This is a genomic window from Nonomuraea sp. NPDC004580 (genome assembly GCF_040609855.1).
GTDB classification, from domain to species: Bacteria; Actinomycetota; Actinomycetes; order Streptosporangiales; family Streptosporangiaceae; genus Nonomuraea; species Nonomuraea salmonea.
The window spans coordinates 36628-61288 of sequence record NZ_JBEXLH010000031.1 but is presented as its reverse complement, the minus strand read 5'-3'; the positions used below and the strand labels follow the sequence as shown (position 1 = coordinate 61288).

Annotated in this window: 20 protein-coding genes; 10 read left to right on the top strand and 10 right to left on the bottom strand. The window is 71.3% G+C overall.

Annotation, left to right across the window (positions count from 1 at the left end):
• Positions 1-41: 41 nt before the first annotated feature.
• From ABZW11_RS28030 to ABZW11_RS28020, 3 genes are read right to left on the bottom strand one after another with little or no spacing between them, the layout of a single operon-like run.
• Positions 42-1583 (bottom strand): CotH kinase family protein, encoded by a 1542-nt coding sequence (locus ABZW11_RS28030; protein ID WP_355423026.1) that lies wholly within the window; start codon positions 1581-1583, stop codon positions 42-44.
• Between the two features lie 10 nt (positions 1584-1593).
• On the bottom strand, positions 1594-2271 hold the full coding sequence (locus tag ABZW11_RS28025) for a DUF4956 domain-containing protein (protein WP_355423023.1): 678 nt from the start codon (positions 2269-2271) through the stop codon (positions 1594-1596).
• Between the two features lie 5 nt (positions 2272-2276).
• Entirely contained in the window at positions 2277-3179 is a 903-nt protein-coding gene (locus ABZW11_RS28020; RefSeq protein WP_355423020.1) for a polyphosphate polymerase domain-containing protein, read from the bottom strand.
• A 145-nt stretch (positions 3180-3324) separates the two neighbouring features.
• Here ABZW11_RS28020 and ABZW11_RS28015 point away from each other — a divergent pair, with 145 nt between their 5' ends.
• The gene (locus ABZW11_RS28015; protein WP_355423100.1) at positions 3325-3963 is read left to right on the top strand and encodes a DNA alkylation repair protein; all 639 of its coding nucleotides are present in this window, start codon (positions 3325-3327) and stop codon (positions 3961-3963) included.
• On the opposite strand, the gene ABZW11_RS28010 is transcribed toward ABZW11_RS28015, so the two are convergent.
• Both ABZW11_RS28010 and ABZW11_RS28005 read right to left on the bottom strand, forming a co-directional pair.
• Complete coding sequence (locus ABZW11_RS28010) at positions 3918-5498, bottom strand: ATP-binding protein (RefSeq protein ID WP_355423017.1); 1581 nt, start codon at positions 5496-5498, stop codon at positions 3918-3920. The genes ABZW11_RS28015 and ABZW11_RS28010 overlap by 46 nt on opposite strands.
• Positions 5495-6208: a response regulator transcription factor gene (locus ABZW11_RS28005; RefSeq protein ID WP_355423014.1), complete on the bottom strand. Its 714-nt coding sequence runs from the start codon at positions 6206-6208 to the stop codon at positions 5495-5497. Before ABZW11_RS28005 ends, ABZW11_RS28010 begins: the two co-directional genes overlap by 4 nt.
• Before the next feature lie 81 nt (positions 6209-6289).
• Between ABZW11_RS28005 and ABZW11_RS28000 the strand changes: the two genes are divergently transcribed.
• On the top strand, positions 6290-6787 hold the full coding sequence (locus ABZW11_RS28000) for a phosphotransferase (protein ID WP_355423011.1): 498 nt from the start codon (positions 6290-6292) through the stop codon (positions 6785-6787).
• Here ABZW11_RS28000 and ABZW11_RS27995 read toward each other — a convergent pair.
• The 3 genes from ABZW11_RS27995 to ABZW11_RS27985 are packed head-to-tail and all read right to left on the bottom strand — an operon-like array spanning position 6765 to position 9895.
• On the bottom strand, positions 6765-7664 hold the full coding sequence (locus ABZW11_RS27995; RefSeq protein ID WP_355423008.1) for a carbohydrate ABC transporter permease: 900 nt from the start codon (positions 7662-7664) through the stop codon (positions 6765-6767). The two genes, ABZW11_RS28000 and ABZW11_RS27995, sit on opposite strands and share 23 nt — an antisense overlap.
• Positions 7665-7667: 3 nt before the next feature.
• On the bottom strand, positions 7668-8567 hold the full coding sequence (locus ABZW11_RS27990) for a sugar ABC transporter permease (RefSeq protein WP_355423005.1): 900 nt from the start codon (positions 8565-8567) through the stop codon (positions 7668-7670).
• Between the two features lie 8 nt (positions 8568-8575).
• On the bottom strand, positions 8576-9895 hold the full coding sequence (locus ABZW11_RS27985; protein ID WP_355423002.1) for an extracellular solute-binding protein: 1320 nt from the start codon (positions 9893-9895) through the stop codon (positions 8576-8578).
• A gap of 411 nt (positions 9896-10306) precedes the next feature.
• On the opposite strand from ABZW11_RS27985, the gene ABZW11_RS27980 reads away from it, so the two are divergent.
• The 6 genes from ABZW11_RS27980 (at position 10307) to ABZW11_RS27955 (ending at position 18394) form a co-directional block, all read left to right on the top strand.
• A complete protein-coding gene (locus tag ABZW11_RS27980) occupies positions 10307-12763 on the top strand; it encodes a glycoside hydrolase family 3 N-terminal domain-containing protein (RefSeq protein WP_355422999.1) in 2457 nt (818 codons plus the stop codon).
• The gene (locus tag ABZW11_RS27975; RefSeq protein ID WP_355422997.1) at positions 12747-13769 is read left to right on the top strand and encodes a substrate-binding domain-containing protein; all 1023 of its coding nucleotides are present in this window, start codon (positions 12747-12749) and stop codon (positions 13767-13769) included. The genes ABZW11_RS27980 and ABZW11_RS27975 overlap by 17 nt, the downstream gene beginning before the upstream one ends.
• 290 nt (positions 13770-14059) lie before the next feature.
• Positions 14060-15196, top strand: coding sequence for an FAD-dependent oxidoreductase (locus tag ABZW11_RS27970; protein WP_355422994.1), 1137 nt, complete (start codon positions 14060-14062; stop codon positions 15194-15196).
• 38 nt (positions 15197-15234) lie between these two features.
• Complete coding sequence (locus ABZW11_RS27965) at positions 15235-15534, top strand: hypothetical protein (RefSeq protein ID WP_355422991.1); 300 nt, start codon at positions 15235-15237, stop codon at positions 15532-15534.
• 51 nt (positions 15535-15585) lie between these two features.
• Positions 15586-17292 (top strand): serine/threonine-protein kinase, encoded by a 1707-nt coding sequence (locus tag ABZW11_RS27960; RefSeq protein ID WP_355422988.1) that lies wholly within the window; start codon positions 15586-15588, stop codon positions 17290-17292.
• 112 nt (positions 17293-17404) lie between these two features.
• Complete coding sequence (locus tag ABZW11_RS27955) at positions 17405-18394, top strand: hypothetical protein (protein WP_355422985.1); 990 nt, start codon at positions 17405-17407, stop codon at positions 18392-18394.
• Here ABZW11_RS27955 and ABZW11_RS27950 read toward each other — a convergent pair.
• Both ABZW11_RS27950 and ABZW11_RS27945 read right to left on the bottom strand, forming a co-directional pair.
• A complete protein-coding gene (locus ABZW11_RS27950; protein ID WP_355422982.1) occupies positions 18391-19881 on the bottom strand; it encodes a sugar ABC transporter ATP-binding protein in 1491 nt (496 codons plus the stop codon). The two genes, ABZW11_RS27955 and ABZW11_RS27950, sit on opposite strands and share 4 nt — an antisense overlap.
• A 78-nt stretch (positions 19882-19959) precedes the next feature.
• Positions 19960-20760 (bottom strand): DeoR/GlpR family DNA-binding transcription regulator, encoded by an 801-nt coding sequence (locus ABZW11_RS27945; RefSeq protein WP_355422979.1) that lies wholly within the window; start codon positions 20758-20760, stop codon positions 19960-19962.
• A 164-nt stretch (positions 20761-20924) separates the two neighbouring features.
• On the opposite strand from ABZW11_RS27945, the gene ABZW11_RS27940 reads away from it, so the two are divergent.
• Entirely contained in the window at positions 20925-23450 is a 2526-nt protein-coding gene (locus ABZW11_RS27940) for a PA14 domain-containing protein (protein ID WP_355422976.1), read from the top strand.
• A 143-nt stretch (positions 23451-23593) separates the two neighbouring features.
• Positions 23594-24661, top strand: a complete 1068-nt coding sequence (locus ABZW11_RS27935) for an ABC transporter substrate-binding protein (protein WP_355422973.1) — start codon at positions 23594-23596, stop codon at positions 24659-24661.

The window sequence follows — 24661 nt, the reverse complement described above, 5'->3', positions numbered from 1 at the left end:
CCCGCCGTCCACCGGTTCCAGGCCGGTGGACGGCGAAGGGGTCAGGAGGCCAGGGAGCTCAGGGCCTTGGTGCGGGTCTGGAGGGTTTCGCGGAGGGCGGTCGCCTCCTCGGTCGCCTGCGCGGTGTCGGCTCCGGCGTTCCGTCCGTACGCCGCCAGCGCCTCGTCCAGTAGCTTCGTGGCGGTGCCGCCGGCCAGGAGTTCCCGGTACAGGGCGGCGTACTCGCGCTCATAGAGCTTCTTGAAGCCGGCGTCCTTCAAGAAGCGGTCCTTCAACGCGTGTCCCATCATCCGTGGCCCGCCCCCGGCGGGCGGCTGGGCCTGCTGATCGCGCTGGGCCGCTCGTTGCGGGCGGGCGCCGAAGCCCCGGCTGATCGTCTCCTCCGGGCCGGCCGTGGCGTCGCCGCTGAACGCGAAGTTGAGATCCCAGCTGATCACGCGGAACGTGCGGGTGCCGAGGTCGTACCAGAGGTAGTAGTTGCGGCCGGGGCCGGCCATGTCGTCGAAGTTCAGCAGCAGGTTCTGCAGGGCGGCGTAGCGGGCGAACGACTCGACGTCCAGCCGCTCGGCCAGGCCCTTCGCGAACTCCTCGTCCGACGCCTCCTCCACCCACTTGATGAAGCCGATGACCGGCTGCAGGTCCCGCTCGCCCTTCAGGTTGACCTGCTTGAAGTCGTCGGCGTACGCGGTCTGGTCCTCGCCCTGGTAGGCGAAGCTGCTGGAGGCCAGCGACTTGTACAGCACGCCGTCACCGAGCCGCTCGGCGTACCCCTCGTCCAGGTACTCGACGAGCAGCCGCGGCTTCGACGCGCGGCCGTTGACGGAGAAGGAGGAGTAGGCCGAGCGCTGGGTCGGCTCGCCCGCCGCGCCCACCATGGCGATGGCCAGCGCCTCGTTGAGCAGGGTCGAGGACTGCTGCGCGGCCGGGCGTACGGCGATCTGGCTGTGGCCCTGGTAGCGGCGGCCCGCCACGAACTCGTCGAAGCTGATCAGCCACGGCAGATTCTCCGGCTCCTCGGCCTTGAGCTGCCCGGAACCGGCCCGCCCGCCGCCCGGCGGCCGTCCCATCCCGGGCGGCTGCCCGTTGCCGGGTCGCTGTCCGTTCCCCGGGGGCTGCGCGTTTCCCGGAAGCCGGCCGTCGGCCGGGGGCTGGAAGCCCTCCGGCGCTTCGCCGCCGCCCGGCCTGACGCGCGGCCTGGACTGTCCCTTCCAGGTGAACCCCTGCAAGGTCGAGTTGCCCTTGAGCCGGATCCCCACGCTCGGGATCCGGGTCCCGTCGATGGTGAGATCCGCCTCGACGTACTTCTTGTCGCCATCCTTGAAGTATTCGGTCAGCATGTCCTGGTAGCCCTCGTCCCGGAACGTGAGCGTCACCTCGTGCGGCGTGGCCGCGTCGAACAGTTCGCGGGTGCCGGTGAGGTTCTGGACGACGGTGTCGGCCTGGGCGCTGCCGGAGGTGGTGACGTACGGGCGGATGGTCCCGCTGCCGAACACCCCCCAGCACGCCACCAGGAACACCGCGCACAACGCGACCAGCTTCCAGTTCTGCCGGAGTTTGACGGGGATGCGGTGTTTGAGTGCCATGACGGGGCCCTCACAGGTCCGTCTGGTCGTACCCGGTCAGGACCGTGACGTTCTGGCCGTGGTTGCGCTCGCGCAGCGCGGCGATCACGTCCGCGGGCTCGCTGCCCTTCTTGATCTTGACCGTGTACATCAGCTCCATCAGCGCTCCGGCCCTGATCGACTCCATGCTGACCAGCTCGAACTCGTCGGTGTGCCGGACCAGCACGTCCTGGATGGCGTGCGTGTAGTCGTCGTCGGACGGCACCTGCACCTTGACGACCTGCCGCCGCACGTTCAGCTGGAACCAGTTGAACCGGTGCATGATCATGATGATCAGCGAGATCGCCACGGCGGCGACCACGGCCAGCAGGTAGAACCGGGTGCCGACGGCCATCCCGACGCCCATCACCAGGAAGATGAACCCGACGTCCCTGGTCTCCTTGATCGCGTTGCGGAACCGCACCACCGACAGAGCGCCGACCAGGGCGAAGGCGCGGGCGATGTTCGAGCCGACGACCAGCATGATGAGCGAGATCAGCATGCCGAGGATGACCAGCGTCTGCACGTACGACTGGCTGTAGGAGACGTTGCGGTGGGTCGCCCGGTAGACCCAGCCGATCATGGCGCTGAGCACGAACGACAGGGACATCGCGATCGCGATGTCGGCGACGCTGAACGTGCCCGACAGGTCCTGGAATGAGAAGTCCACGGGGGTCACGCCTCCTTGGCGGTGGTCATGGCCGGCGGGCGGCCGGGGATGGGGTCGAGGCCGAGCTCGTGGCCGGGGATGTGGAACAGGGAGCGGGGCGCCAGCCCGTACGCCTCCACGCTCTGGCAGTACTTGGAGACCCGGACCACCTGGAGGTTCCGCTCGGCCGTGAGGTCGGTCAGCCAGTACGGCACCCGCTCGTTGGCCTTGACCTCCATGATCACTTTGCCGGGCGGGACGATGAACCGGTTCTCGGCGTCGGCGCCCAGGTGGAAGTCCCTGTCACGCCCGCGTACCCGCTGGTCGAACGTCACCCGCAGGCCCACGTCGGCGCCGCGGCCCACGTACGCGTGCCGCTGGTAGCCGGTCATCGCGGTCGCCCGCAGGTCGAGGCGGCAGACGAGGTCGAGCACCTCCTCCAGGAAGGCCCGCTCGGACGGCTCGTGCGCGACCATCGCGCGCCCGTCGCACAGCGCGACGGCGTCCCGGTACGGCAGCCGCACCCGCCGCTTCTGCGTGACCCGGTTGACCCGCTGCTTGATCTCCACGAAGACCGGGGTGTCGCCGGTGACCTGGAACCGGTCGCCGTAGTGGCGGATCCGCAGCTTCCTTCGGAACTTCAGGCCCTCGATCTTCTCCCAGTAGAAGCGCAGGCCCCGGGTGTCGTAGTAGACGCTCCAGATGCCGTAGCCGTTCTCGCCGCTGTGCTCGTCGCGGTCGAGCAGGCGCTCCATCTCGGCCCGCAGCTCGCCGGCCGTGGCGGCGTCGACCAGGTACTTGATCTCGTATCGGTTGAACGCGTGCAGCCTGCTGGGAGCGCGCAGGGCGTGCCCCGCCTCGCCTGGGTGAGAGCCTGGAGCGGCGGGCTGATCTGCGGAGATGGTACGCCTGCGGAATCTGCGCAGCATGTCTCTCCTTCCGTGTCGGTCCATATGGGACCGCAACAAGCTGGGAATAGTGTGTGAACTCCCGCTTACGCTGAAGTCCGACAGGGAGGTGGACGTGGCCGAGACGGCGACGACCGGGACACCGGCCGACGAGCTGGCAGAGGTGATGGCCGAGCTGGCCGCACTCGCGGACCCGAAGATCCGCGAGGTGAACGAGCGGCACGGCGACGACCACGCCGTGAACCTGGGCAAGCTGCGCGCGATCGCGAAGCGGCTCAAGACGCGGCAGGACCTCGCCCGCGCGCTCTGGGAGACGGGTGACAGCGCGGCACGGCTGCTGGCGCTGCTGGTCTGCCGGCCGAAGGCGTTCGAGGCGGACGAGCTGGACCGCATGCTGCGTGAGGCCCGCACGCCCAAGGTGCAGGACTGGCTGGTCAACTACGTGGTGAAGAAGAGCCCGCACGCCGAGGGGCTGCGGGGGGCCTGGTTCGCCGACCACGACCCGGTGGTGGCGAGCGCGGGCTGGGCGCTGACCACCGAACGGGTGTCCAGGAAGCCCGAGGGCCTCGACCTGGCGGGGCTGCTGGACGTCGTCGAGGCGGAGATGAAGGACGCCCACGAACGCCTGCAGTGGGCGATGAACCACTGCCTGGCCCAGATCGGCATCGACCACCCCGGGCACCGCGCCCGCGCCATCGCCATCGGGGAGCGCCTGGAGGTGCTGAAGGACTACCCGACCTCGCCGGGCTGCACGTCCCCTTACGCGCCCGTCTGGATCGAGGAGATGGTGCGCCGCTCGGGCTGACCCGGCGGGCCCTCCACGGGCAGCAGGACGCGGAACGCGGTGCCATGGCCCGGCGCGCTGCGCGCCTCGATGCGGCCGTCGTGCGCCGCCACCAGCGCCGCCGCGATGGCGAGCCCCAGACCGGTGCTGCCGCTCTCGCGGGAGCGGGCGGAGTCGGCGCGGTAGAAGCGGTCGAAGACGTGCGGCAGGTGCTCGGGATCGATCCCCGGCCCGTCGTCGCACACCTCGACCACGACCACCGGCCCCCGCACCTCCTCGGCCCCCGCCCAGGTGACGGCCCCCGCGGGGAGATCGCCGGCGTCCGGCCCCTGCACGTCATCGCGTCCGGCCCTGGCGGCCGTCGTGCCGTGATCGCCGGGACCCCGGTTGCCGAGCAGGACGTGGACGGTGGTGCCCTCCGGGGTGTGGGTGAGGGCGTTGCCGACCAGGTTGGCGAGGACGCGGTGCAGGCGGTGCTCGTCGCCGGTCACGCGTACCGGATCGTCGCCCAGGACCAGCTCCACCGCGCGGCCGGGATCGCGCGCCCGTGCCCCGTGCACCACGTCGGCCGCGATGACGTGCAGGTCCACCTCCGTCAGGTCCAGGGCGCGCTCCTCGTCCAGGCGGGCGAGCAGCAGCAGGTCCTCCACCAGGACGCCCATCCGCTCAGCTTCCCCTTCGATGCGGCCGAGGATGCGGGCCACGACGGGATCGGGGCCGGGCCGGCCGTGCCGGTACAGCTCGGCGTAGCCCCTGATAGAGGTGAGCGGGGTGCGCAGCTCGTGCGAGGCGTCGGCGAGGAAGCGGCGCAGCCGCTGCTCGGAGCGTTCGCGCTGGTGCAGGGCCTCGCCCAGGCGGCCGAGCATGACGTTCAGCGCCCGGCCCAGCCGGCCCGTCTCGGTGCGCGGGTCGCTGTCGGAGACCCGCCGGTCCAGCTCGCCCGCCGCGATGGCGGTGGCCGTGCGTTCCATGCGGGTGAGCGGGCGCAGGCCGAGGCGGACCACGACCAGCGCCACCGCACCCAGCAGCACCAGGACGAGGACGCCGGCCGCCGCCTCGATGAGCAGGAGCTGGCGTACGGTGCTGCGGTTGGACTCCAGGGAGAGCGAGACGGCGGCCCTGTTGCCGTCGGGCAGGCGCACGATCATGGTCCGCCACTCGGCGCCGCCCGCCATGTCGGGCACGGTGAAGGGGCCGCGCGGCGGGTGGGCGAGCAGGGCGGCGGACACGTCGGGGCCGTCGCCGTCGCCGGGCAGCCGCCGTACGACCGCGCCCGACCCGGTGAACACCGTGACCCGGAACAGGGTGGGCAGCTCCACCTCGCCCCGCGGCCGGGGCGGCGGCACGGGAGCGCCGGGCGGCGGCCGACCCTGCCGGAACGTCGCGGCGAACCCGGTGAGCTGGGTGTCCACGCGCGCCAGCAGCGAGCGGTCGAGCAGCAGCACCCCGGCCGCCGCGAACACCGCCAGCGCCGCCGCCGACAACGCGAGCAGCGCCGCGAGCAGCCGGTGCCGCAGCGGCCACGCCCGCGCACGGGGGAGGGAACGGCCCGTCATCGGGCGCGGTCCAGCAGGGTCTGGTCGCGCAGGGAGTAGCCCACGCCGCGCAGCGTGTGGATCAGCGGCCGTCCCTCGGCGTCGATCTTGCGGCGGAGGTAACTGATGTACGACTCCACGATGCGGCTGTCGGCGCCGAAGCCGTGGCACCACACGCGGTCGAGGATCTGCGACTTGCTCACCACCCGCTCGGCATTGATCATCAGGTAACGCAGCAGCGCGAACTCCGTGGGCGACAGGTGGATGTGCCGGCCGGAGCGGCGTACGGCGTGGGTCTCCTCGTCCAGCTCCAGGTCGGCGTAGCGGAGCAGGCCGTCGTCGCAGGGCGCCTCGCGCGCGCCCGTGCGGCGCAGGATGGCGCGGATGCGCAGCACCACCTCCTCCAGGCTGAACGGCTTCGTCACGTAGTCGTCGCCGCCCGCCGTCAGCCCCGCGATGCGGTCGGCGACCGTGTCGCGCGCGGTCAGGAACAGCACCGGCGGCCCGCCGCCGTCCGGCCGCAGCCGCTGCGCCACCGCGAAGCCGTCGAGGTCGGGCAGCATCACGTCGAGCAGGATGAGGTCGGGCCGCTCCCTGCCGACGCTCTGCAGCGCCTGGGAGCCCGACGCGGCCGTGCGGACACGGAAGCCGTTGAGCTCCAGGGCGTCGAGCAGCAGCTCGCGGATGTTGCGCTCGTCGTCCACGACGAGTACCACCGGTGCCGGGTCCATGCGCTTTGTTCTATCGCGCCGCCGGGAAGCCGGTCATAAAACAAGTGGTGCGGTGAGCGGCACGACCGGTACAAGGGAGGGGTGCCGGACGAGGAGATCTTGACAGGCGGGGGCGTCAACCACGTGGTGAAGGTGGCCGGCACCGTACGCCGCCCCACCGGCCCCTGGACCCCGGCCGTGCACGCGCTGCTGCGCCACCTCGCCGCACGCGGCTTCACCGGCGCGCCGAGCGTCCATGGCGTGGACGAGCAGGGGCGCGAGGTGCTCGGCTTCGTGCCGGGGGAGACGGCCGGCCATCCGCTGCCGCCGTGGGCGCGTACGGACGAGGCGCTGACCGGCGCGGCCCGGCTGCTGCGCCGCTACCACGACGCCACCGCCGGCTTCGTGCCGCCGCCCGGCGCCACCTGGTACCTCCCGCCGGTCGAGCCGGCCGAGGTGATCTGCCACGGCGACGTGGCCGCCGCGGGCGACGCGGCCTTCGCCGGTCACGTCGCCCGCGGGGACGACCGCTTCTACGAGACGGACATGGCGCACCTGAGGCGGCACGCCGGCCGGCTCACTTGCCGAACCCCGCGGTGAGACCGGCAAGGAGCTGGCGGCGGCCCACCACGTACAGCACCAGGATGGGCAGCGTGGTGAGCACGACGGAGGCGAGCACCGCGGGCACGTTGATGCTGTACTGGCCCTGGAACGACCAGAGCGCCAGCGGCAGCGTGCGCTTGTCGGGGCTCTGGGTGAGCACCAGAGGCAGCAGGAAGCCGTTCCAGATCTGCAGCGCGTTGTAGATCGTCACCGTCACCACGGCGGGGCGGGTGAGCGGGAACGCCAGCTTCCAGAGCATCTCGGTCTCGGAGGCGCCGTCGATCCGCATGGAGTCGAACAGCTCCTTGGGCACGTCCCTGATGAAGTTCGACAGGACGAGCACCGACAGCGGGATCGCGAACGCGATCGACGGCAGGATCAGCGCCATCAGCGAGTCGTACAGGCCGAGCTGGATGATGATCAGGTAGATCGGGATCACCACGGCCTGCAGCGGGATCGCGAGGCCCATCAGGAACAGCGAGTTCGTCCAGCGCAGCGACCTGCTCCTGCCGCCGCGCACGATCGCGTACGCCGCCATGAAGCTGACCAGCACGGCCGGCACCACGGCGCCGAGGGTCGCGATCACGCTGTTGATGAAGTACTGGATGAAGTCGGACTCGATGACCAGGCGGTAGTTCGCCAGCGTCGGCTCTCCCGGCGGGGCGAACGGGTTCTCCTGGTAGTAGTTCGACTGCGACTTGAAGCTGGTGATGACGATCCAGTAGATCGGCACGGCGACGATGACCAGCCAGATGACGCTGGTCAGGCCGGCCATCCAGTTGGGGCGCTCCTGGCTGCGGCCGACCTTGCGGCGGTGCGAAGGGCCGGCGGAGATGGTGTCGCGCCGGGGAGCCCTGGTGGGGGCGGTCGTCATGCGTCAGGCCCCTTCAAGCTGGCTGTGGCTTTGGTCTCGGCCGCCGAGCCGGCGCAGCAACAGCGACAGGCCGAGGCCGACGAGGACGAGGATGACCGCGATCACGCTGGCCGGACCCATGAGGTTGGCCTGGAAACCGCGCTTGTACATGTCGAGCGCGAGCACCCGGGTGGCGTCGCCCGGGCCCCCCGCCGTCAGCACGAAGATCAGGTCGAACAGGGTCAGCGACCCGACGACCATCAGCGTGGACGACGTGATGATCGTGTACTTGAGCTGCGGCAGCGTGATGCTGAAGAACCTGCGCACCCGGCCCGCGCCGTCGAGCTCGGCGGCCTCGTACATCGAGCGCGGGATCTGCCGGATGCCGCCCTGGTAGATCAGCGAGTGGAACGGGATGTACTGCCACGACACCACGAAGATCACCACGCCGAAGGCGAGCACCGGCTCGCCCAGCCAGTCCTGGACCAGGAACGGGATGTTCAGCCCGGCGCCGAGACCGAAGTTCGGGTCGAGCAGCGCCTTGTAGGTGATCGCCAGCGCGGCGGAGCTGAGCAGCAGCGGGATGAAGAACACCACCGACAGGACCGCGCGGTACTTCTGCTGCCCGGCCAGGAAGGCCCCCATCAGGATGCTCGCGGGCGTCTGCACCGCCCACGAGACGGCCATGACGAGGAAGGTGATCCACAGCGCGTGCGGCAGGCCGGGATCGGCGAGGATGGCGCTCCAGTTGCTGAACCCGGCGATACCGATCTCTCCGAGCCCGTCCCACTGCGCGAAGCTGAGGGCGAGCACCCCTACCAGCGGGATGAGGGCGAACCCGACGAAGAACACCAGCGCCGGAATGGTCATCCACTTGATGGAGCCGCCACGGCCCGCCCTGCGGGCGGGCCTGGCGGTGGTCATGACGGCGCTCACTTGCCGATGACCGCGTTCATGTTCGTGGCGAACTGCTCGGGCGAGATGGACAGCTGGAACAGCTTCGAGATGTTGTCCAGCAGCACCTCGGCGGCCGTCGGGCTGAGCGCCTGGTCCCAGGACTGGCCGAAGGTCTTGGCGTTGACCGCGATGTTGTAGACGAAGCCCAGGAAGTCCTTGTCCTCGGAGTTCGCGAACTCCTTGTCCGCGCCCTTGATGATCGGGACGGCGCCCGTGCCGACCCACTCCTTGACCGCGGTGTCGTCGATCAGCGCACCGGCGAAGAACTTCTTGGCGATCTCCTTCTGCTCGGGCGTGGCCTTGGAGGAGATGGAGATGTACTGGCCGGGGTTGCCCACGGTGTTGCCGGGGTCGCCCTTGCCGCCGTCGACCGGCGGGAAGTTCATGTAGCCCAGGTTGCCGCCGGAGACGAAGTCGCCGCCGTCGGCCTTCATGCTGCCGTACGTCCAGCCGCCGTGCAGCATCATGGCGGCCTTGCCGGTGTAGAGCAGGGCCTGGTCGGCGTTGGAGTCGGCGGTGATGGAGGAGAAGCCCTTGACGAAGCCGTCGGCCTTGATCAGCTTCTGCATCTCGCCCAGCGCCTGGATCGCGACCGGGTTGGACCAGGCGTCCTTCTCACCGTCGAACACGGCCTGGAAGACCTCGGGACCGCCGATGCGGTCGAAGAGGAACTCCAGCCACATCATGTTCGTCCAGCGCGACTGGCCGCCCAGCGAGAACGGCGCGATGCCCTTGGCGTTGAACTTGGGCACCAGGTCGAGGATGTCGCCCCACGTCTGGGGCGGCTGCGCGCCGATCTTGTCGAAGGCCCGCTTGTCGTAGTAGAGGACGATCGGCTGCAGGGTCTCGCACGGCATCGCGTAGATCTTGCCGTCGATGGTCGCGGCGCCGAAGGAGGACGGGAACAGCTTGTCCTTGACGGCCGCGTTCTGCTCGAACCAGTCGGTCAGGTCGTCCACCTGGCCGGCCTGCACGTAGCTGCGCAGGGTGCCGCCACCCCAGCCCCAGATGAGGGTGGGGGCCTGGCCGGCGCCGATAGCCGTCTTGATCTTGGTCTTGTAGGCGTCGTTCTGGAACGTCGTGCCGGTGATCGTCCCGCTGGGGTTGGCCTTGTTGTGCCGTTCGATCGTCCGGGTGCGCACGCCCTCCTGCGGCTGCGTCGACAGGTACCAGTACGTGGCGCTGTTGGCGCCGCCACCGGTGGTCGCGCCGGCGCCGGGGTCGCCACCGGCGCCCGTCTGGGTGGGACCCGTGCCGCCACAGGCGGCAAGTGCGGCTCCTAGGGGGACTCCCATGGAGACGAGGCTGAGAAAGTTGCGGCGAGAGGTAGTCCTGGACTCCACGCTGATCTCCGTACGTGAGTGCCGCGGGCTGGGGGTCGCGGCTCGTTGATCATCGGATGCGATGGCCGGCGGTCGTGGATTGGCACCCTAGTGCCACTCTTCCACTCCTCCTAGTGTCAGCTCATCGAAACATTTTCGACATGACCGCGGGGGTCGCCAATCTAGGTTTCGGGAATAGTGGTGTCAAGAGGTTGTCGATCAGACAAACATCTGGCGTTCTGATGAGGCGCGTGTAAGGTACTACCGCGCGTGCTCTTAGCTGGAGGTCTGGGACAGCGACGGTCGCGCGCCGAGGTCGGCACCGCTGGCGAAACGTCTTCGAAAAGTTACGAAAAGACCGCACCTCTTTAAGGAGCGCAGTACATGACGGCTCTAGATCGGACCCCCACGGCGAACCGGGCGCTGCGCCCGTGGCAGGACCCGGCGCTCGCCGTGGCCGACCGAGTCGAAGCCCTCCTTGCCGAGCTGACCCTGGAGGAGAAGATAGGCCAGCTCGGCAGCAGGTGGGTCGGCAACGACATGAGCCAGGCCGAGGAGCCGGAGCCGGGCGCGGAGCCGCTCAACGTGGCCCCCATGCAGGACGTCTTCGCCGCCTCCGGCACCATCCCGCTGGAGGAGGCCGCCCGGCACGGGCTCGGCCACCTGACCCGCGTCCACGGCAGCGTCCCCGTCACGCCGGAAGAAGGCGCGGCCGAGGTCGTCCGCCAGCAGCGGATCGTGATCGAACGCTCCCGGCTCGGCATCCCCGCCATCGTCCACGAGGAGTGCCTGACCGGCTTCACCGCCTACGGCGCCACCGTCTACCCGGCCGCCATCGCCTGGGCCGCCACCTTCGACCCCGGCCTGGTCGAGCGCATGGCCGCCGCCATCGGCCGCGACATGCGGGCCGTCGGCGTGCACCAGGGGCTCTCGCCGGTGCTCGACGTCGTGCGCGACTACCGGTGGGGGCGGGTCGAGGAGACCATGGGCGAGGACCCGTACCTGGTCGCGACGCTCGGCGCCGCCTACGTACGCGGGCTGGAGAACGCCGGGATCATCGCCACGCTCAAACACTTCGCCGGCTACTCCGCCTCCCGCGCCGCGCGCAACCACGGGCCCGTGCCGATGGGCAGGCGCGAGCTGCTCGACATCATCCTGCCCACCTTCGAGACCGCGATCGCGCTCGGCGGCGCCCGCTCGGTGATGAACTCCTACTCCGACGTCGACGGCGTCCCCGCCGGCGCCGACCCGTGGCTGCTCACCGAGGTGCTGCGCGACGACTGGGGCTTCACCGGCACCGTCGTCTCCGACTACTGGGCGGTTCCGTTCCTGACCACCATGCACCGCGTCGCCGCCGACACCGGCGAGGCAGGCGTGCAGGCGCTCACCGCCGGCATCGACGTCGAGCTGCCCGACACCCTCGGCTTCGGCCAGGACCTCGCCGACCGGGTACGCCGCGGCGAGCTGGACGAGGAGCTCATCGACCGGGCCGTGCGCCGCCTGCTCACCCAGAAGGTCGAGCTCGGGCTGCTCGACCCCGGGTGGACGCCCGAGCAGTCCGTCGCCGGCGCCGCGGACGTCGACCTCGACTCGCCCGCCAACCGCGCACTCGCCAGAGAGCTGGCCGAGCGCTCGATCATCCTGCTCGACGCCGGCACCGCGCTGCCGCTGCTCGGCGGCGGGCCCGACGGCCGCCCCGCGCCGCGCCGCGTCGCCGTCGTCGGGCCCGCCGCCCACGACCCCCGCACGTTCATGGGCTGCTACGCCTTCCCCAACCACGTGCTGCCCCGCCACCCCGGACTCGGGCTCGGCATCGAGGCGCCCACCGTGCTCGACGCGCTCACCGCCGAGCTGCCCGGCGCCGAGCTGCGCTACGAGAAGGGCTGCGAGGTGCGCGGAGACGACCGCTCCGGCTTCGCCGCCGCCGTCGAAGCCGCCCGCGACGCCGACGTGTGCGTGGCCGTGGTCGGCGACCTGGCCGGGCTGTTCGGGCAGGGCACCTCCGGCGAGGGCTGCGACGCCGAGGACCTGCGGCTGCCCGGCGTGCAGGCCGACCTGCTCGCCGAGCTGGCCGCCACCGGCACGCCCGTGGTCGTCGTCGTGGTCTCCGGACGGCCGTACGCGCTGGGCGAGATCCGCGACGGCGCCGCCGCGCTCGTCCAGGCGTTCATGCCCGGCGAGGAGGGCGGCGCGGCCATCGCCGGCGTGCTGTCAGGACGCGTCCAGCCCACCGGGCGGCTGCCCGTGCAGATCCCGCGCGTACCGGGCGGCCAGCCCGGCACCTACCTCCAGCCGCCGCTCGGCACCGACAGCCACGGCATCAGCAACCTCGACCCCACCCCGCTGTTCCCCTTCGGCCACGGCGCCTCCTACACCACCTTCGAGGTGTCCGGCCTGCGGCTCAGCGCCACCGAGGTGCCCACCGACGGCGAGTTCAGCGCCACCGTCACCGTGCGCAACACCGGCGGGCGGGCCGGCGAGGAGGTCGTCCAGCTCTACCTCAACGACCTCCTCGCCACGGTCACCAGACCCGTCCTGCAGCTCACCGGCTACGCCAGAGTTCCGCTCGAACCCGGCGAAAGCGCCGACGTCACCTTCCGCATACACGCCGACCGCACCGCCTTCACCGGGCGCGACCTGCGCCGCGTCGTCGAACCAGGCGACATCGAGGTGCTGGCCGGCACGTCGGCCGCCGACCTGCCGTGCCGCGCCGTCGTACGATTGACCGGCCGGGCCCGCCACGTCGGCCACGACCGCCGGCTCGTCACACCCGCGGAGGTGAGCGCCGGCGCGGCCGCCGGGCAGTCCCGGCAAGGGGGTGCAGATGCCGCCCAGTCCTAGACGTGCCACCCTCGCGACGGTCGCGGCGTCCGCAGGGGTGTCGGTCGCGACCGTCTCCAAGGTGCTCAACGGCCGCAGCGACGTCTCGCCGGCCACCCGCTCGCTCGTGCAGTCGCTGCTGCAGCAGCACGACTACGTCGCCCCGGCGCCACGCCGCGAGCAGGCCGGGCTCGGCACCGTCGAGGTGCAGTTCGACACCGACCTCAACGCCTACTCCACGGAGATCATCCAGGGCGCCGTCGAGGCCGGGGCCGAGGCCGGGGTCGGCATCGTGGTCAGCATCAGGAGCGGTCAGGCCCGCACCACCGCCTGGGCGCGCGGCCTCGTCGCCGCAGGGCGGCGCGCGCTGATCGCCGTCACCAGCGAGCTGACCGCGGGGCAGCCCGCCGCGCTCAACCGGGCGCGGCTGCCGCTCGTCCTCATCGACCCGCTCAACCTGCCGCGCACCCGGGTGACCAGCATCGGCTCCACCAACTTCGCCGGCGGGCTGGCCGCCACCCAGCACCTGCTCTCGCTCGGCCACCGGCGCATCGCCTACGTCGGCGGGCCCGCCACCGCCGCGTGCAACCAGGCGCGGCTGCACGGCTACCGGGCCGCCATGGAGGCCGAGGGGGCGCCCGTGCTGCCCGGTTACGTGCGCTCCAGCCACTTCCACTACCAGGACGGCGTCGAGGGCGGAGCCGCCGTGCTCGACCTGCCCCACGCGCCGACCGCCATCTTCGCCGGCAGCGACGAGATGGCCGTCGGCATCATGGAGGCGGCGCGGGAGCGCGGGCTGCGCATCCCGGAGGATCTGAGCATCGTCGGCTTCGACGACACCCAGATCGCCAAGGTCACCTCACCCCCGCTGACCACCATCCGGCAGCCGCTCCGCGAGATGGGCCAGGCCGCCCTCCGCACGGCCCTGCGGCTGGCGGAAGGCGAACGCGTGGACTCCCACCACGTGGAGCTGGCCACCGAGCTGGTGGTCCGCGGCTCCACCGCCCCCGTCCCCCACCGCCCCTGACCCACCACCCCGCCCCTCCCCGGCTTTCGCCGGGGGGAGGTGGGGTGGTGGATGTTCGCCTCGGATCCTCTCCCCGGTTCTCAGCGGGGGAGAGGTGAGGCGGTGGATGTCAGCTGCCGAAAAGTTTCGGTCCTTCGAAGTTTCTTCTTCACACCGCCTCGGCTCTTCTGACCTGGTGAATCTTCCCCTGACCACGCCGTTCGGTGGTTCGCGCGCCGGGGCGCCCTTGACGAAACCGTTTCGGGTTTTCGGGGGCGGTGGGAAGAGGGGCGGGGCGGGGGTGGTTGAGGGTGAGCGTGGAGGAGAGTGACGTCGTCGTCATCGGGGCCGGGCAGGCCGGCCTGTCCAGTGCGTACTTCCTGCGGCGGTTCGGGGTCGAGGCCGTCGTGCTCGACGCGGAGGACGGGCCCGGCGGGGCGTGGCGGCACCGGTCGCCGTCGCTGACGATGGACAAGGTGCACGGCATCTTCGACCTGCCGGGCCACCCCAAGCCCGCGGACGGCGGCGAGGTGCGGCCCGCCGCCGAGGTCGTGCCCGCGTACTTCGACGCCTACGAGCGGGCGACCGGGCTGCACGTCGTGCGTCCTGTGCGGGTCACGTCCGTGCGCGAGGGCGCCAGGGGGCGGTTGCTCGTCGCGACGGACGCGGGGGAGTGGTCCGCCGCCGCGCTGGTCAACGCGACCGGTACGTGGACCCGTCCCTACTGGCCGTACTACCCGGGGGCCGCCACGTTCGCCGGCCGCCGGCTGCACTACGCCGACTATCGGGGGCCGGCGGAGTTCGCGGGGCGGCGGGTGGTCGTGGTGGGCGGCGGGACGTCGGCGGCGCACGTCCTGTCGGAGATCGCGGGGGTGGCCGCCGCGACCGCGTGGGTGACGCGGCGGCCACCCGTCTTCCGTGACGACGACTTCGGCGAGGACGCCAGGCGCGAGGCCGTCGCCCTGGTGGAGGACCGCGTACGCGCCGGGCTGCCGCCGCAGAGCGTCGTCGCCGTGACCGGGCTCACCTACAGCACGGTCGTCCGTGAGGCGCTGGCCAAGGGCGCTCTGCACCGGCGCCCCATGTTCCGCCGTATCACGGAGAACGGCGTGGAGTGGGACGACGGCACGTTCCTGGCCTGCGACACCATCGTCTGGGCCACCGGGTTCCGCTCGGCGCTCGACCACCTCGCACCCCTGCGCCTGCGGGAGCCGGGCGGCGGCATCCGCGTCGACGGCACGCGCGTCGTCCGCGACCCCAGGGTGCAGCTGGTCGGCTACGGCCCCTCGGCCAGCACGATCGGCGCCAACCGCGCGGGCCGCATGGCCGCCCGCGAAGTCCACCGCCTCCTCACGGCCACCTCCGCGCATCCGGCGGCTACCTTCGCGCATCCACCTGCCACCCCCGCAGCTCCGGCGGCCGCCTCCTCCGCGCTTCCGGCTGCCTGAGGCCATACCAGCGGAAACGTCCGCTGGATGTCCGGTCCATGTCCTTGTCCCCAAGCCGCTGGTACGTCCACACGACCGGCGAGTTCGCCTTCGACGCGGTGATCCGCGACATCGCCCGCACCTACCACGTGCCGACCGACCGCTTCGCCGCCGAGACCTCCTACGCGACGGTGCTCGCTGAGCCGCAGGAGAGCCGGCGGCCAAGGGGGACCGCCGCACAGAAGGTTCGGCGCGCAAGGGGCCAGGTGCCGTCCGCCGAGGGGTCCGTGGGCTGCTACGCGGCATGGTGTCCATACCGATCCGATCACTGTGGCGAAGGGGGTCGACACGTCCGGTGACGTCAGGTTAGCGTCCCCCTATAAGGATCTTTATCCGGTCAGGAGGGCTCCATGGAGGTTCCCGGCTACACGGAGATCCGGGAACTGGGTCACGGCGGGACCGGCCGCGTGATGCTCGCCGTCCGCGAATCCGACGGCTCACAGGTCGCGATCAAGCACCTCGCCGAGCCGCTGCGCGACGATGAGGCGTTCGTGGCGCGGTTCAGGGAAGAGGCGCTGCTCATCCAGGAGATCGACAGCCCGCACACCGCTCGCGTGCTCGACTACGTCGAGGGCGACGACGACGCGGTCATCGTGATGGAGCTGGTCGACGGTCTCACGCTGCGGCGGCTGCTGGCCGGCGAGGGCGCGACGGGCCCGCAGGCGGCGCTGACGGTGCTGAAGGGCTCGCTGCTCGGCCTGGCGGAGGCGCACCGGCACGGTGTCGTGCACCGCGACTTCAAACCCGAGAACGTGATGATCACCCAGGACGGCGACAGCAAGCTCGTCGACTTCGGCGTGGCGGCCAAGGTCGGGGAGACGGCCGCGCTGGCGGGCACGCCGCCGTACATGGCGCCCGAGCAGTGGGACGAGGCCCCGGCCGGGCCCGCGACCGACGTCTACGCCGCCACCCTCGTCTTCTACGAGTGCCTGACCGGCCACCGCGCCTTCCACGGCGAGAACATCGCCGCCCTCGCCTACCAGCACCAGCACCTGCCGCCGCCGATCGACGACATCGAGGCGCCGCTGCGCCCGCTGATCGAGCACGGCCTGGCGAAGGAGCCGGCACGGCGGCCGGAGACGGCGCTGTCGTTCCTGGAGGAGCTGGAGGAGACGGCGCGCACCGCGTACGGCGACGACTGGGAGGTCCGTGGCCGCGCGACCCTGGCGTTATCGGCCATGCCGCTGGCCGGGCTGCTGCCGAACCCGCCGCCCGCCCCCGAGTCAGGCACGGGCACGAGCCTGTTCCGCGACGCGCTGTCGCCGGCCGGGAAGCTCGCCATGACCGGCGGCCTGGTGGTGGCGACGGCCGCCGCGGTGGTGTCGGCGTTCGCGATCCTGGGCGACGCGCCCGAGCCGCGCAGCGTGGCCGTGCCGCCGCCCAGCGTGGCCCCGCCGGTCACGCCCGTTCCCTCCTCGCCTGAGCCGCCGAAGCCGGCCGCCACCCCGACGACGACACCGACGACGACACCGACGACGACACCGACGACGACATTGACGACGGGGCCGACTCGCACCCAGGAACCCCCTGTGGCGAGTGAGCCGGCCGTGGTGACGCCGCCGGTCACCTCGGCGGGCCGCCCGGCGGAGAGCGCGCCTCCCCGGGCCGGCAGATCGGCCGCCCAGCCGACCAGTACGGCTTCCAGGTCCGCGCAGCGCCCCACGACCACGAGGCCCACCAGGGAGCCCACCCGTAGGCCGACCGCGACGAGCGGCCCCACCAGGAGGCCACCGACGACCGCGGCGCCGACCACCGTCCGGCCGACCCCGCCGCCCCCTGCTGACGACCCGCCCGACCCGCCGGGCGACCAGGAGCCGCCGCCCGCGACGAACCAGCCGGACCCGCCGCGCGAACGGGAGCCGCTGCTGTCGGTCTCGGTGAGCGTCTCGCTCGGCCTGCCGGTGCTGAGGGGCGGCGACCGGCTCGTGGACGCCGACATCGGGCTCGGGCTGGGCACCAGCCTGCTGGGGTTCGTCGTGGTGCCGGGCTCGGTGCTGCTCGGACGGCACATCGTGGTGCGCAGAGTACGAAAAGGCCGTGATCACGAAAATTCGTGACTTGCGGGTGGGGAGGCTTGATCCTCTACTATCGTGCGTCGAATGGAGGGCGACCCCCGGCCTGAACAGCTCATGCCCGGAACCTGCCCTGTGGCCCGGGGTAAGGAGAAGCGTGGCGGAAGCCTCCCCCGTCCGTACGTCCGTGCTCTGCATCGTCCTCGCCCAGCTGCTGCTGGTCACCGCGGCCCCCGCGCACGCGGCGCCCAAGCCGACGGCCAAGCAGCTCAAGAAGGAGCTGGCCACGATGCAGAAGGACGCCGACAGGCTCATCACCGACTACTACGCCTCCCGCGTCGCCCAGCAGAAGGCGGACAAGGAGGCGAAGAAGGCGAGCGAGCGGCTGGCCGAGGCGCAGGAGACCTACGACCGCCACTCGACGGAGCTGCGGGCCATCGCGACGGCGGAGTACATGGGCGGCACGCCGGGACCGCTCGCCGTCCTCGTGAGCGGGCAGGGCGGCGGCGACCCCGCGCGACTGCTGAACAGGATGGCGCTCTCCCAGCACCTCATCGACGGCCAGGACGCCAGGCTGCGCGGCCACGCCCAGGTCAGGGACGCCCGCGCGCGGGCCGAGGAGGAGGCGGCGGCCCGCGCCGAGGAGCTGAAGCGCACGGTCGGCGAGCTGGAGCGGCGCAAGAAGAAGGCCGAGCAGCAGATCGAGAAGATCAAGGACAGGATCGACCTGCTCTACACGGCGCCGGGGGTGCGGCGCCCCGACGGCACGTGGGTGCCGCAGCTGCCGGACGGGCCCGACAACATCACGCCCAGGATGCGGCTGGTCAGGCAGCTCATCCAGGAGCGGTTCGAGGTGCCGTACGGGATCGGGTGTTACCGGCCGATCCAGGACGGTGGCGAGCATCCGCTCGGGCGGGCCTGCGACTTCATGCTGAGCCGCGGCGGCGCGATGCCGTCAGGGGAGGAGCTGAAGCGCGGCGACGAGATCGCCGCCTGGGTGGTCAAGAACGCGAAGCGGCTCGGCATCATGTACGTCATCTACCGCCAGCGCATCTGGCACGCCAGGACGGGCGTGTGGCGGGTGATGTCGGACCGCGGCGGCACGACGGCCAACCACTATGACCATCCGCACGTCTCCGTCTACTAGTCCTTGGCTAGGGCGGCGAGCAGGCGGTCCTCGGTGACCTCGGGCCCGTTGAGCTGCTCGGTGATGGCCCCGTCGCGCAGCACGACGACGCTGTCGCAGTTCTTCACCAGCTCGCTCACGTCGGAGGAGATGAGCAGGATGGCCAGCCCGTCCACCGCCAGTTCGTCGAGCAGGGCCTGCATCTCGACCTTGGTGGCGACGTCGACGCCCCTGGTGGGCTCGTCGAGCAGCAGCACCTTGGGGTGCATGGCCAGCCACCTGGCCAGCAGCACCTTCTGCTGGTTGCCGCCGGACAGCTCGCCGGCCGGCTGGCGGGGGGAGACGGCCTTGATGCCGAGGCGCCGCATGAAGGTCGCGACGATGTTGTCCACCTGCGTGTCGGACACGATGCCGGCCCGCGACAGGCGGGGGAGGGCGGCCAGGGCGATGTTGTCGCGCACCGACAGGGTGGGCACGATGCCCTCGGTCCTGCGGTTCTCCGGCACCAGGCCGATCCCGGCGCGTACGGCGCTCCTGATCGACCACTTGCGCACCGGCGCGCCCGCGACGGTGAGCTGACCGGCGTCCACCGGCAGCACTCCGGCGATGGCGCGGGCCGTCTCACTGCGCCCGGCGCCGAGCAGCCCGCCGAGCCCGACGACCTCGCCGGCCCGCATGGCGAGCGACACCCCGTCGAGCATGTGGTGCCTGGTCAGGCCCTTGGCCTCCAGGACGGGCGCGTCGCCGGGCGGGTCGGGCTCGCCGGCGGGCAGGGGCGGCGCGGCGGGGTGGAAGGGGCGGCCCAGCATGAGCGAGACCAGCCGCAGCCGGTCGAGCCCGGCCAGCGGCCCGGTGTGCACGACCCGGCCGTCGCGCAGCACGGTGACCCGGTCGCAGACGCCGTAGAGCTCCTCGAGCCGGTGGGTGACGTAGATGACCGAGCGGCCCTGCTCGCGCAGCCGGGTCACCGCGCCGAACAGCACCTCGAGCTCACCGTGGTCGAGCGCGGTGGTGGGCTCGTCCATGATGACCAGGCGGGCGTCGGCGGAGGCGGCCCGCGCGAGCGCGACGATCTGCCGCGCGCCCTCGCCGAGCGAGCCGAGCGGGCGGCGGACGTCCACCTCCAGCCCGTACGCCGCCAGCACCTGCGCGGCCCTGGCGTGCACGGCGGCGGAGTCGATCAGCCCGAGCCGCCCGCGCGGCTCCCTGCCGAGCAGCAGGTTGCGGGCCACGCTCATGGTGGGGACGAGGTTGGTCTCCTGGTGGATGGTGGCGATGCCGGCCTTCTTGGCGTCGGCGGGCCCGGCGAAGCGCACCGGCTCGCCGAGGAAGCGCAGCTCGCCCGCGTCGGGCGGGTAGACGCCGGAGAGCACTTTCACCAGGGTGGACTTGCCCGCGCCGTTGCCGCCGACGAGGGCGTGCACCTCCCCGGCGCGTACGGACAGGGTGACGTGGTCGAGGGCGGTGACACCCTGGAACGCCTTGAGAACGCCAGCCACCTGCAGCACGGTTGCCTCCGCCCTCGATGGTGGTCGAGGAAGGAAACATTATAGTAACGGGCTTGTCACATTCGATCAGTGCGCCGATCAGAACTGGGCGACGTGCAGCCGGACGCCGCGCGCGCTCAGCTCGTCGAGCACGTCGCGGGGCGCGGAGTCGTCGGTGACCAGGTGGTCGATCTGGTCGGGAGGAACGGTCTGCACCATGGTGTCGACGCCGACCTTCGTGTGGTCGGCCAGCACCACGACCTCCTCGGCGGCGGCGGCCAGGGCCCGGTCGACGCCCGCGACCTGCATGTTGGGCGTGGACAGCCCGCGCTCGGCGGTCAGCCCGTTGCCCGAGATGAACGCCCTGCGCACCCGCAGCCCGGCCAGCGAGTGCTCGGCCGCGCTGCCGACCAGGGCCAGGATGGAGCCGCGCAGCGTGCCGCCGGTCAGCATCACCTCGACGCGCGGCGAGCCGGCCAGCACCTGTGCGACCAGCAGCGAGTTGGTCACCACGGCCAGCTCGGAGTGCCTGGTCAGGCGGCGGGCGAACTCCTGCGTGGTGGTGCCGGGCCCGACCACGATGGCGTCGCCGTCCTCGACGAGCGCGGCGGCGAGGTCGGCGATGGCGGCCTTCTCGGCCGACTCCAGTGACACCTTGTGCGCGTAGCCGGCCTCGCGGGACAGCTCGCCGGGCAGCGTGGCGCCGCCGTGGTGGCGGTTGAGCAGGCCCTCGGACTCGAGCGCGCGCAGGTCGCGGCGGACGGTGACCTCGGAGGAGTGGACCGCCTGGGCCAGCTCGCGCAGCGACACGGCGCCGTTGGCACGCACCAGCTCGAGGATGCGCTGGCGGCGTTCCGCGGCGAACACGGGCCTGCGTCCGTCGCTCTGCGTGTCGCTCACGGGCCGATCATAGTCGACAGGCCAACATGAGTTCACCTCTGACTGAACGAGAACGAATTTGATCGGAAATCTTGACCGGCTCGGTCCGGCGGTGCTTACTTTGGAGCGTGTCAGGGTCAAAAGCTGTCCGAACCTGATCGGCGCCTTCCGAAAGGACACTCCCCGTGCGTAAGCGCCTCGCGTTGCTGCTGGCCGTACTGATGTCCGTGTTATGGCAGCTGCCGGCACCCGCCTCCGCCGCAACGTCGGCCCTTCCCGAGCGGAACGGGCTGCGCGGCGACTACTACCTCGCCTCAGGGGCGGGGACGTTCGACTTCGCCGAGCTCAAGGCGAGCATCATCGACCCGAAGCTGGAGCTGACCGACCTCAACCCCGTCTTCCAGCTGCTCACCGGCAGGGAGGACGACGTCTCGGTCCGCTGGACCGGGCAGATCACCCCGGAATACTCCGAGACCTACACCTTCTCGATCATCGGTGACAACGGGTTCCGGCTCTGGGTGGACGGCCAGATGATCATCGATCACTGGGTGGACGACTGGGACATCGAGCAGACCGGCACCCCGATCGCCCTCGAAGCCGGCCGCGAGTACGACATCAAGGTCGAGTACTTCGAGCACTACGGCGGCGCCAACCTGCGCCTGCGCTGGCAGAGCCCGAGCCAGCCGAAGGCCGTCGTGCCCACCGAGGCGCTCACCGTCCCGGCCGACTTCCAGCCGGACGGCCCGTACGACGCCCGGCTCAACACCGCCGGCGACGTCGTGACGCTCACCTACCCGCGGCCCCTCGCCCCGCTGCCCGCCGGCGCGGCGGAGAAGCTCGCGCTGACCGTCGGCGCCGCCGCCTGGCCCGTCACCTCGGTCGAGCAGAAGAGCCCGGAGACCCTGGAGCTCACGCTCAAGTACCCGGTCCCGGCCAAGGCCGGCGGCACCGTGCGCACCTCCTACGACGGCACCGGCGGCATCGCCTACGCCGACGGCACCCCGCTGGCCGCCTATCCGTTCGCGAGCGTGGTCAACCTGTCCGCGTACGTGCTCAAGACCCGCTGGACCGACAAGGTCGACAAGAACCACCCGCTGCCCGAGTACCCGAGGCCGCAGCTCGTCCGCGACCGCTGGCGCAGCCTCAACGGCGTCTGGCAGTTCGCCACGGCCAAGGAGGGCGAGGCCGCGCCGATCGGCCGCACCCTGCCCGAGCGGATCACCGTGCCGTACCCGGTCGAGTCGCAGCTGTCCGGCATCGGCCGGCACGAGGAGCGCATGTGGTACCGGCGCACGTTCGAGGTGCCGCGCTCCTGGAGCGGCGAGCGGCTGATGCTGCACCTCGACGCCGTCGACTGGGACGCCGCCGTCTACGTCAACGGCAAGCGCGTCACCACCCACAAGGGCGGCTACGACCGCATCAGCGTGGACGTCACCGGCGCGCTCAAGCGCAAAGGCCCGCAGGAGCTCGTCGTCGGCGTGTACGACCCGACCGACCGCGGCGCGCAGCCCGTCGGCAAGCAGCGGCTCGAACCCGGCAACATCTGGTACACCCCCGTGTCCGGCATCTGGCAGACCGTCTGGATCGAGCCGGTCGGCAGGCACCGCGTCGACCGCGTCGACACCACCCCCGACGTGCGCGGCCAGGCCGTGGACGTCACCGTGCACGGCACCCCGGGCACCGCCACCGTGATCGTCAGGGACGGCCGCCGCGTCATCGGCACCGCGCACGGCAAGACCGGCGAGAAGCTGCGCGTCCCCGTGCGCAAGCCCAAGCTCTGGTCGCCGGAGAGCCCCCACCTGTACGACCTGGAGGTCAGGCTCAAGGGCGACAAGGTCGAGTCGTACTTCGGGATGCGCGAGATCACCCTGTCCGGCAACCGGATGCTGCTCAACGGCCGGCCGGTCTTCCAGATCGGACCGCTCGACCAGGGCTTCTGGCCGGACGGCATCTACACCGCGCCCACCGATGAGGCCCTGCGCTACGACCTGGAGCAGACCAAGGCGCTCGGCTTCAACGCGGTGCGCAAGCACGTCAAGGTCGAGCCCGACCGCTGGTACCACTACGCCGACAAGCTCGGCCTGCTGGTCTGGCAGGACATGCCGTCGGCGTTCCGCACCGACGACAGGCAGCAGTTCGAGACCGAGCTGCGCGCGATGATCGACCAGCACAGGAGCAGCCCGTCGATCGTCATGTGGGTGCCGTTCAACGAGGGCTGGGGCCAGTACGACCAGGCCCGCATCGCCGACCTGGTCAAGAGCTGGGACCCGAGCCGCCTGGTGAACAACATGAGCGGCGTCAACTGCTGCGGCGCCGTGGACGGCGGCAACGGCGACGTCAAGGACTTCCACATCTACCCGGGCCCCGGCAACCCCGGCAAGCCCGAGGGCGTCCGCGCGACCGTGATCGGCGAGTACGGCGGCCTGGCCCTGCCGCTCGTCGGGCACACCTGGTCGGGCGGCGGCTGGGGCTACGCGGTCGAGCCCGACCCCGAGGCCCTCACCGACCGCTACGTGGGCATGGTCGAGGAGCTGGCGCGGCTGCACGCCTGCGAGCAGCTCAGCGCCGCCATCTACACCCAGACGACGGACGTCGAGACCGAGATCAACGGCCTCATGACGTACGACAGGGCGATCACCAAGCCCGACGTCAAGCGCCTCCACGACGCCCACAAGGCGCTGACGAGCGCGATCAGCCCCACCTGCAACTGAACCACCGCCGCCCCGGCCCTGCCAGCGAGGGCCAGCGAGGGCCAGCGAGGGCCAGCGAGGGCCAGCGAGGGCCAGCGAGGACCCGCGAGGACCCGTGAGGGCCGGGGCGCGCACCGGCTGGACCTGATAAGAAGGGAACCGCGATGACCCCCCATCTCCGGACGGCCGCCCTGACCCTGGCCGTCCTCCTCACCGCGACGGCCTGCGCCAAGGCGGAGGAGCCGCAGAGCGCGCCCGCCCCCACCGGCACCGCGGGGCGGCAGGTCGTCCAGACGCCTGCGGGCACGGCCGGCCCGACCTGCACGCTGGAGCAGTTCGGCGGCACGACGTTCGACCTCAAGACGGCCACCGTGGGCTTCTCCCAGTCGGAGAAGGAGGCCAACCCGTTCCGCATCGCGGAGACCAAGTCGATCAAGGACGAGGCGGCCGAGCTGGGCATCGGCGACCTCAAGGTGACCAACGCCCAGTCGCAGTTCTCCAAGCAGATCACCGACGTGCAGCAGCTCATCGCCCAGGGCGTGCAGCTCCTGGTCATCGCGCCGCTCAACTCCGACGGCTGGGAGCCGGTGCTCCAGCAGGCCGCGGCCAAGAAGATCCCCATCATCACGGTCGACCGCAAGATCAACGCCAAGCCGTGCAGCGACTACCTGACGTTCATCGGCTCCGACTTCTACGAGCAGGGCAAGCGCGCCGCCGACCGGATGATCGACGCGCTCGGCGGCAAGGGCAAGGTCGCCATCCTGCTCGGCGCCCCCGGCAACAACGTCACCACCGAGCGCACCAACGGCTTCAAGGACCGGGTCAAGGAGAAGGCGCCGGACATCACGATCTCGTTCGAGCAGACCGGCGAGTTCGCCCGCGAGAAGGGCCAGCAGGTCACCGAGCAGCTCATCCAGTCCAACCCCGACATCAACGGCATCTACGCCGAGAACGACGAGATGGCGCTCGGCGCGGTCACCGCGCTCAAGGGCGCGGGCAAGGAGCCAGGCGACATCAAGATCGTCTCGGTCGACGGCACCCGCAGCGCCGTGCAGGGCATCGTGGACGGCTGGCTGCACGCGGTCATCGAGTCCAATCCGCGCTTCGGGCCGCTGGCCTTCGAGACCGCGCAGAAGTTCCTCGACGGCGAGGCCATCCCCGACAAGGTGATCATCTCCGACCGTGACTACGACACCACCAACGCCAAGGACTCCCTCGGAGAGGCGTACTGA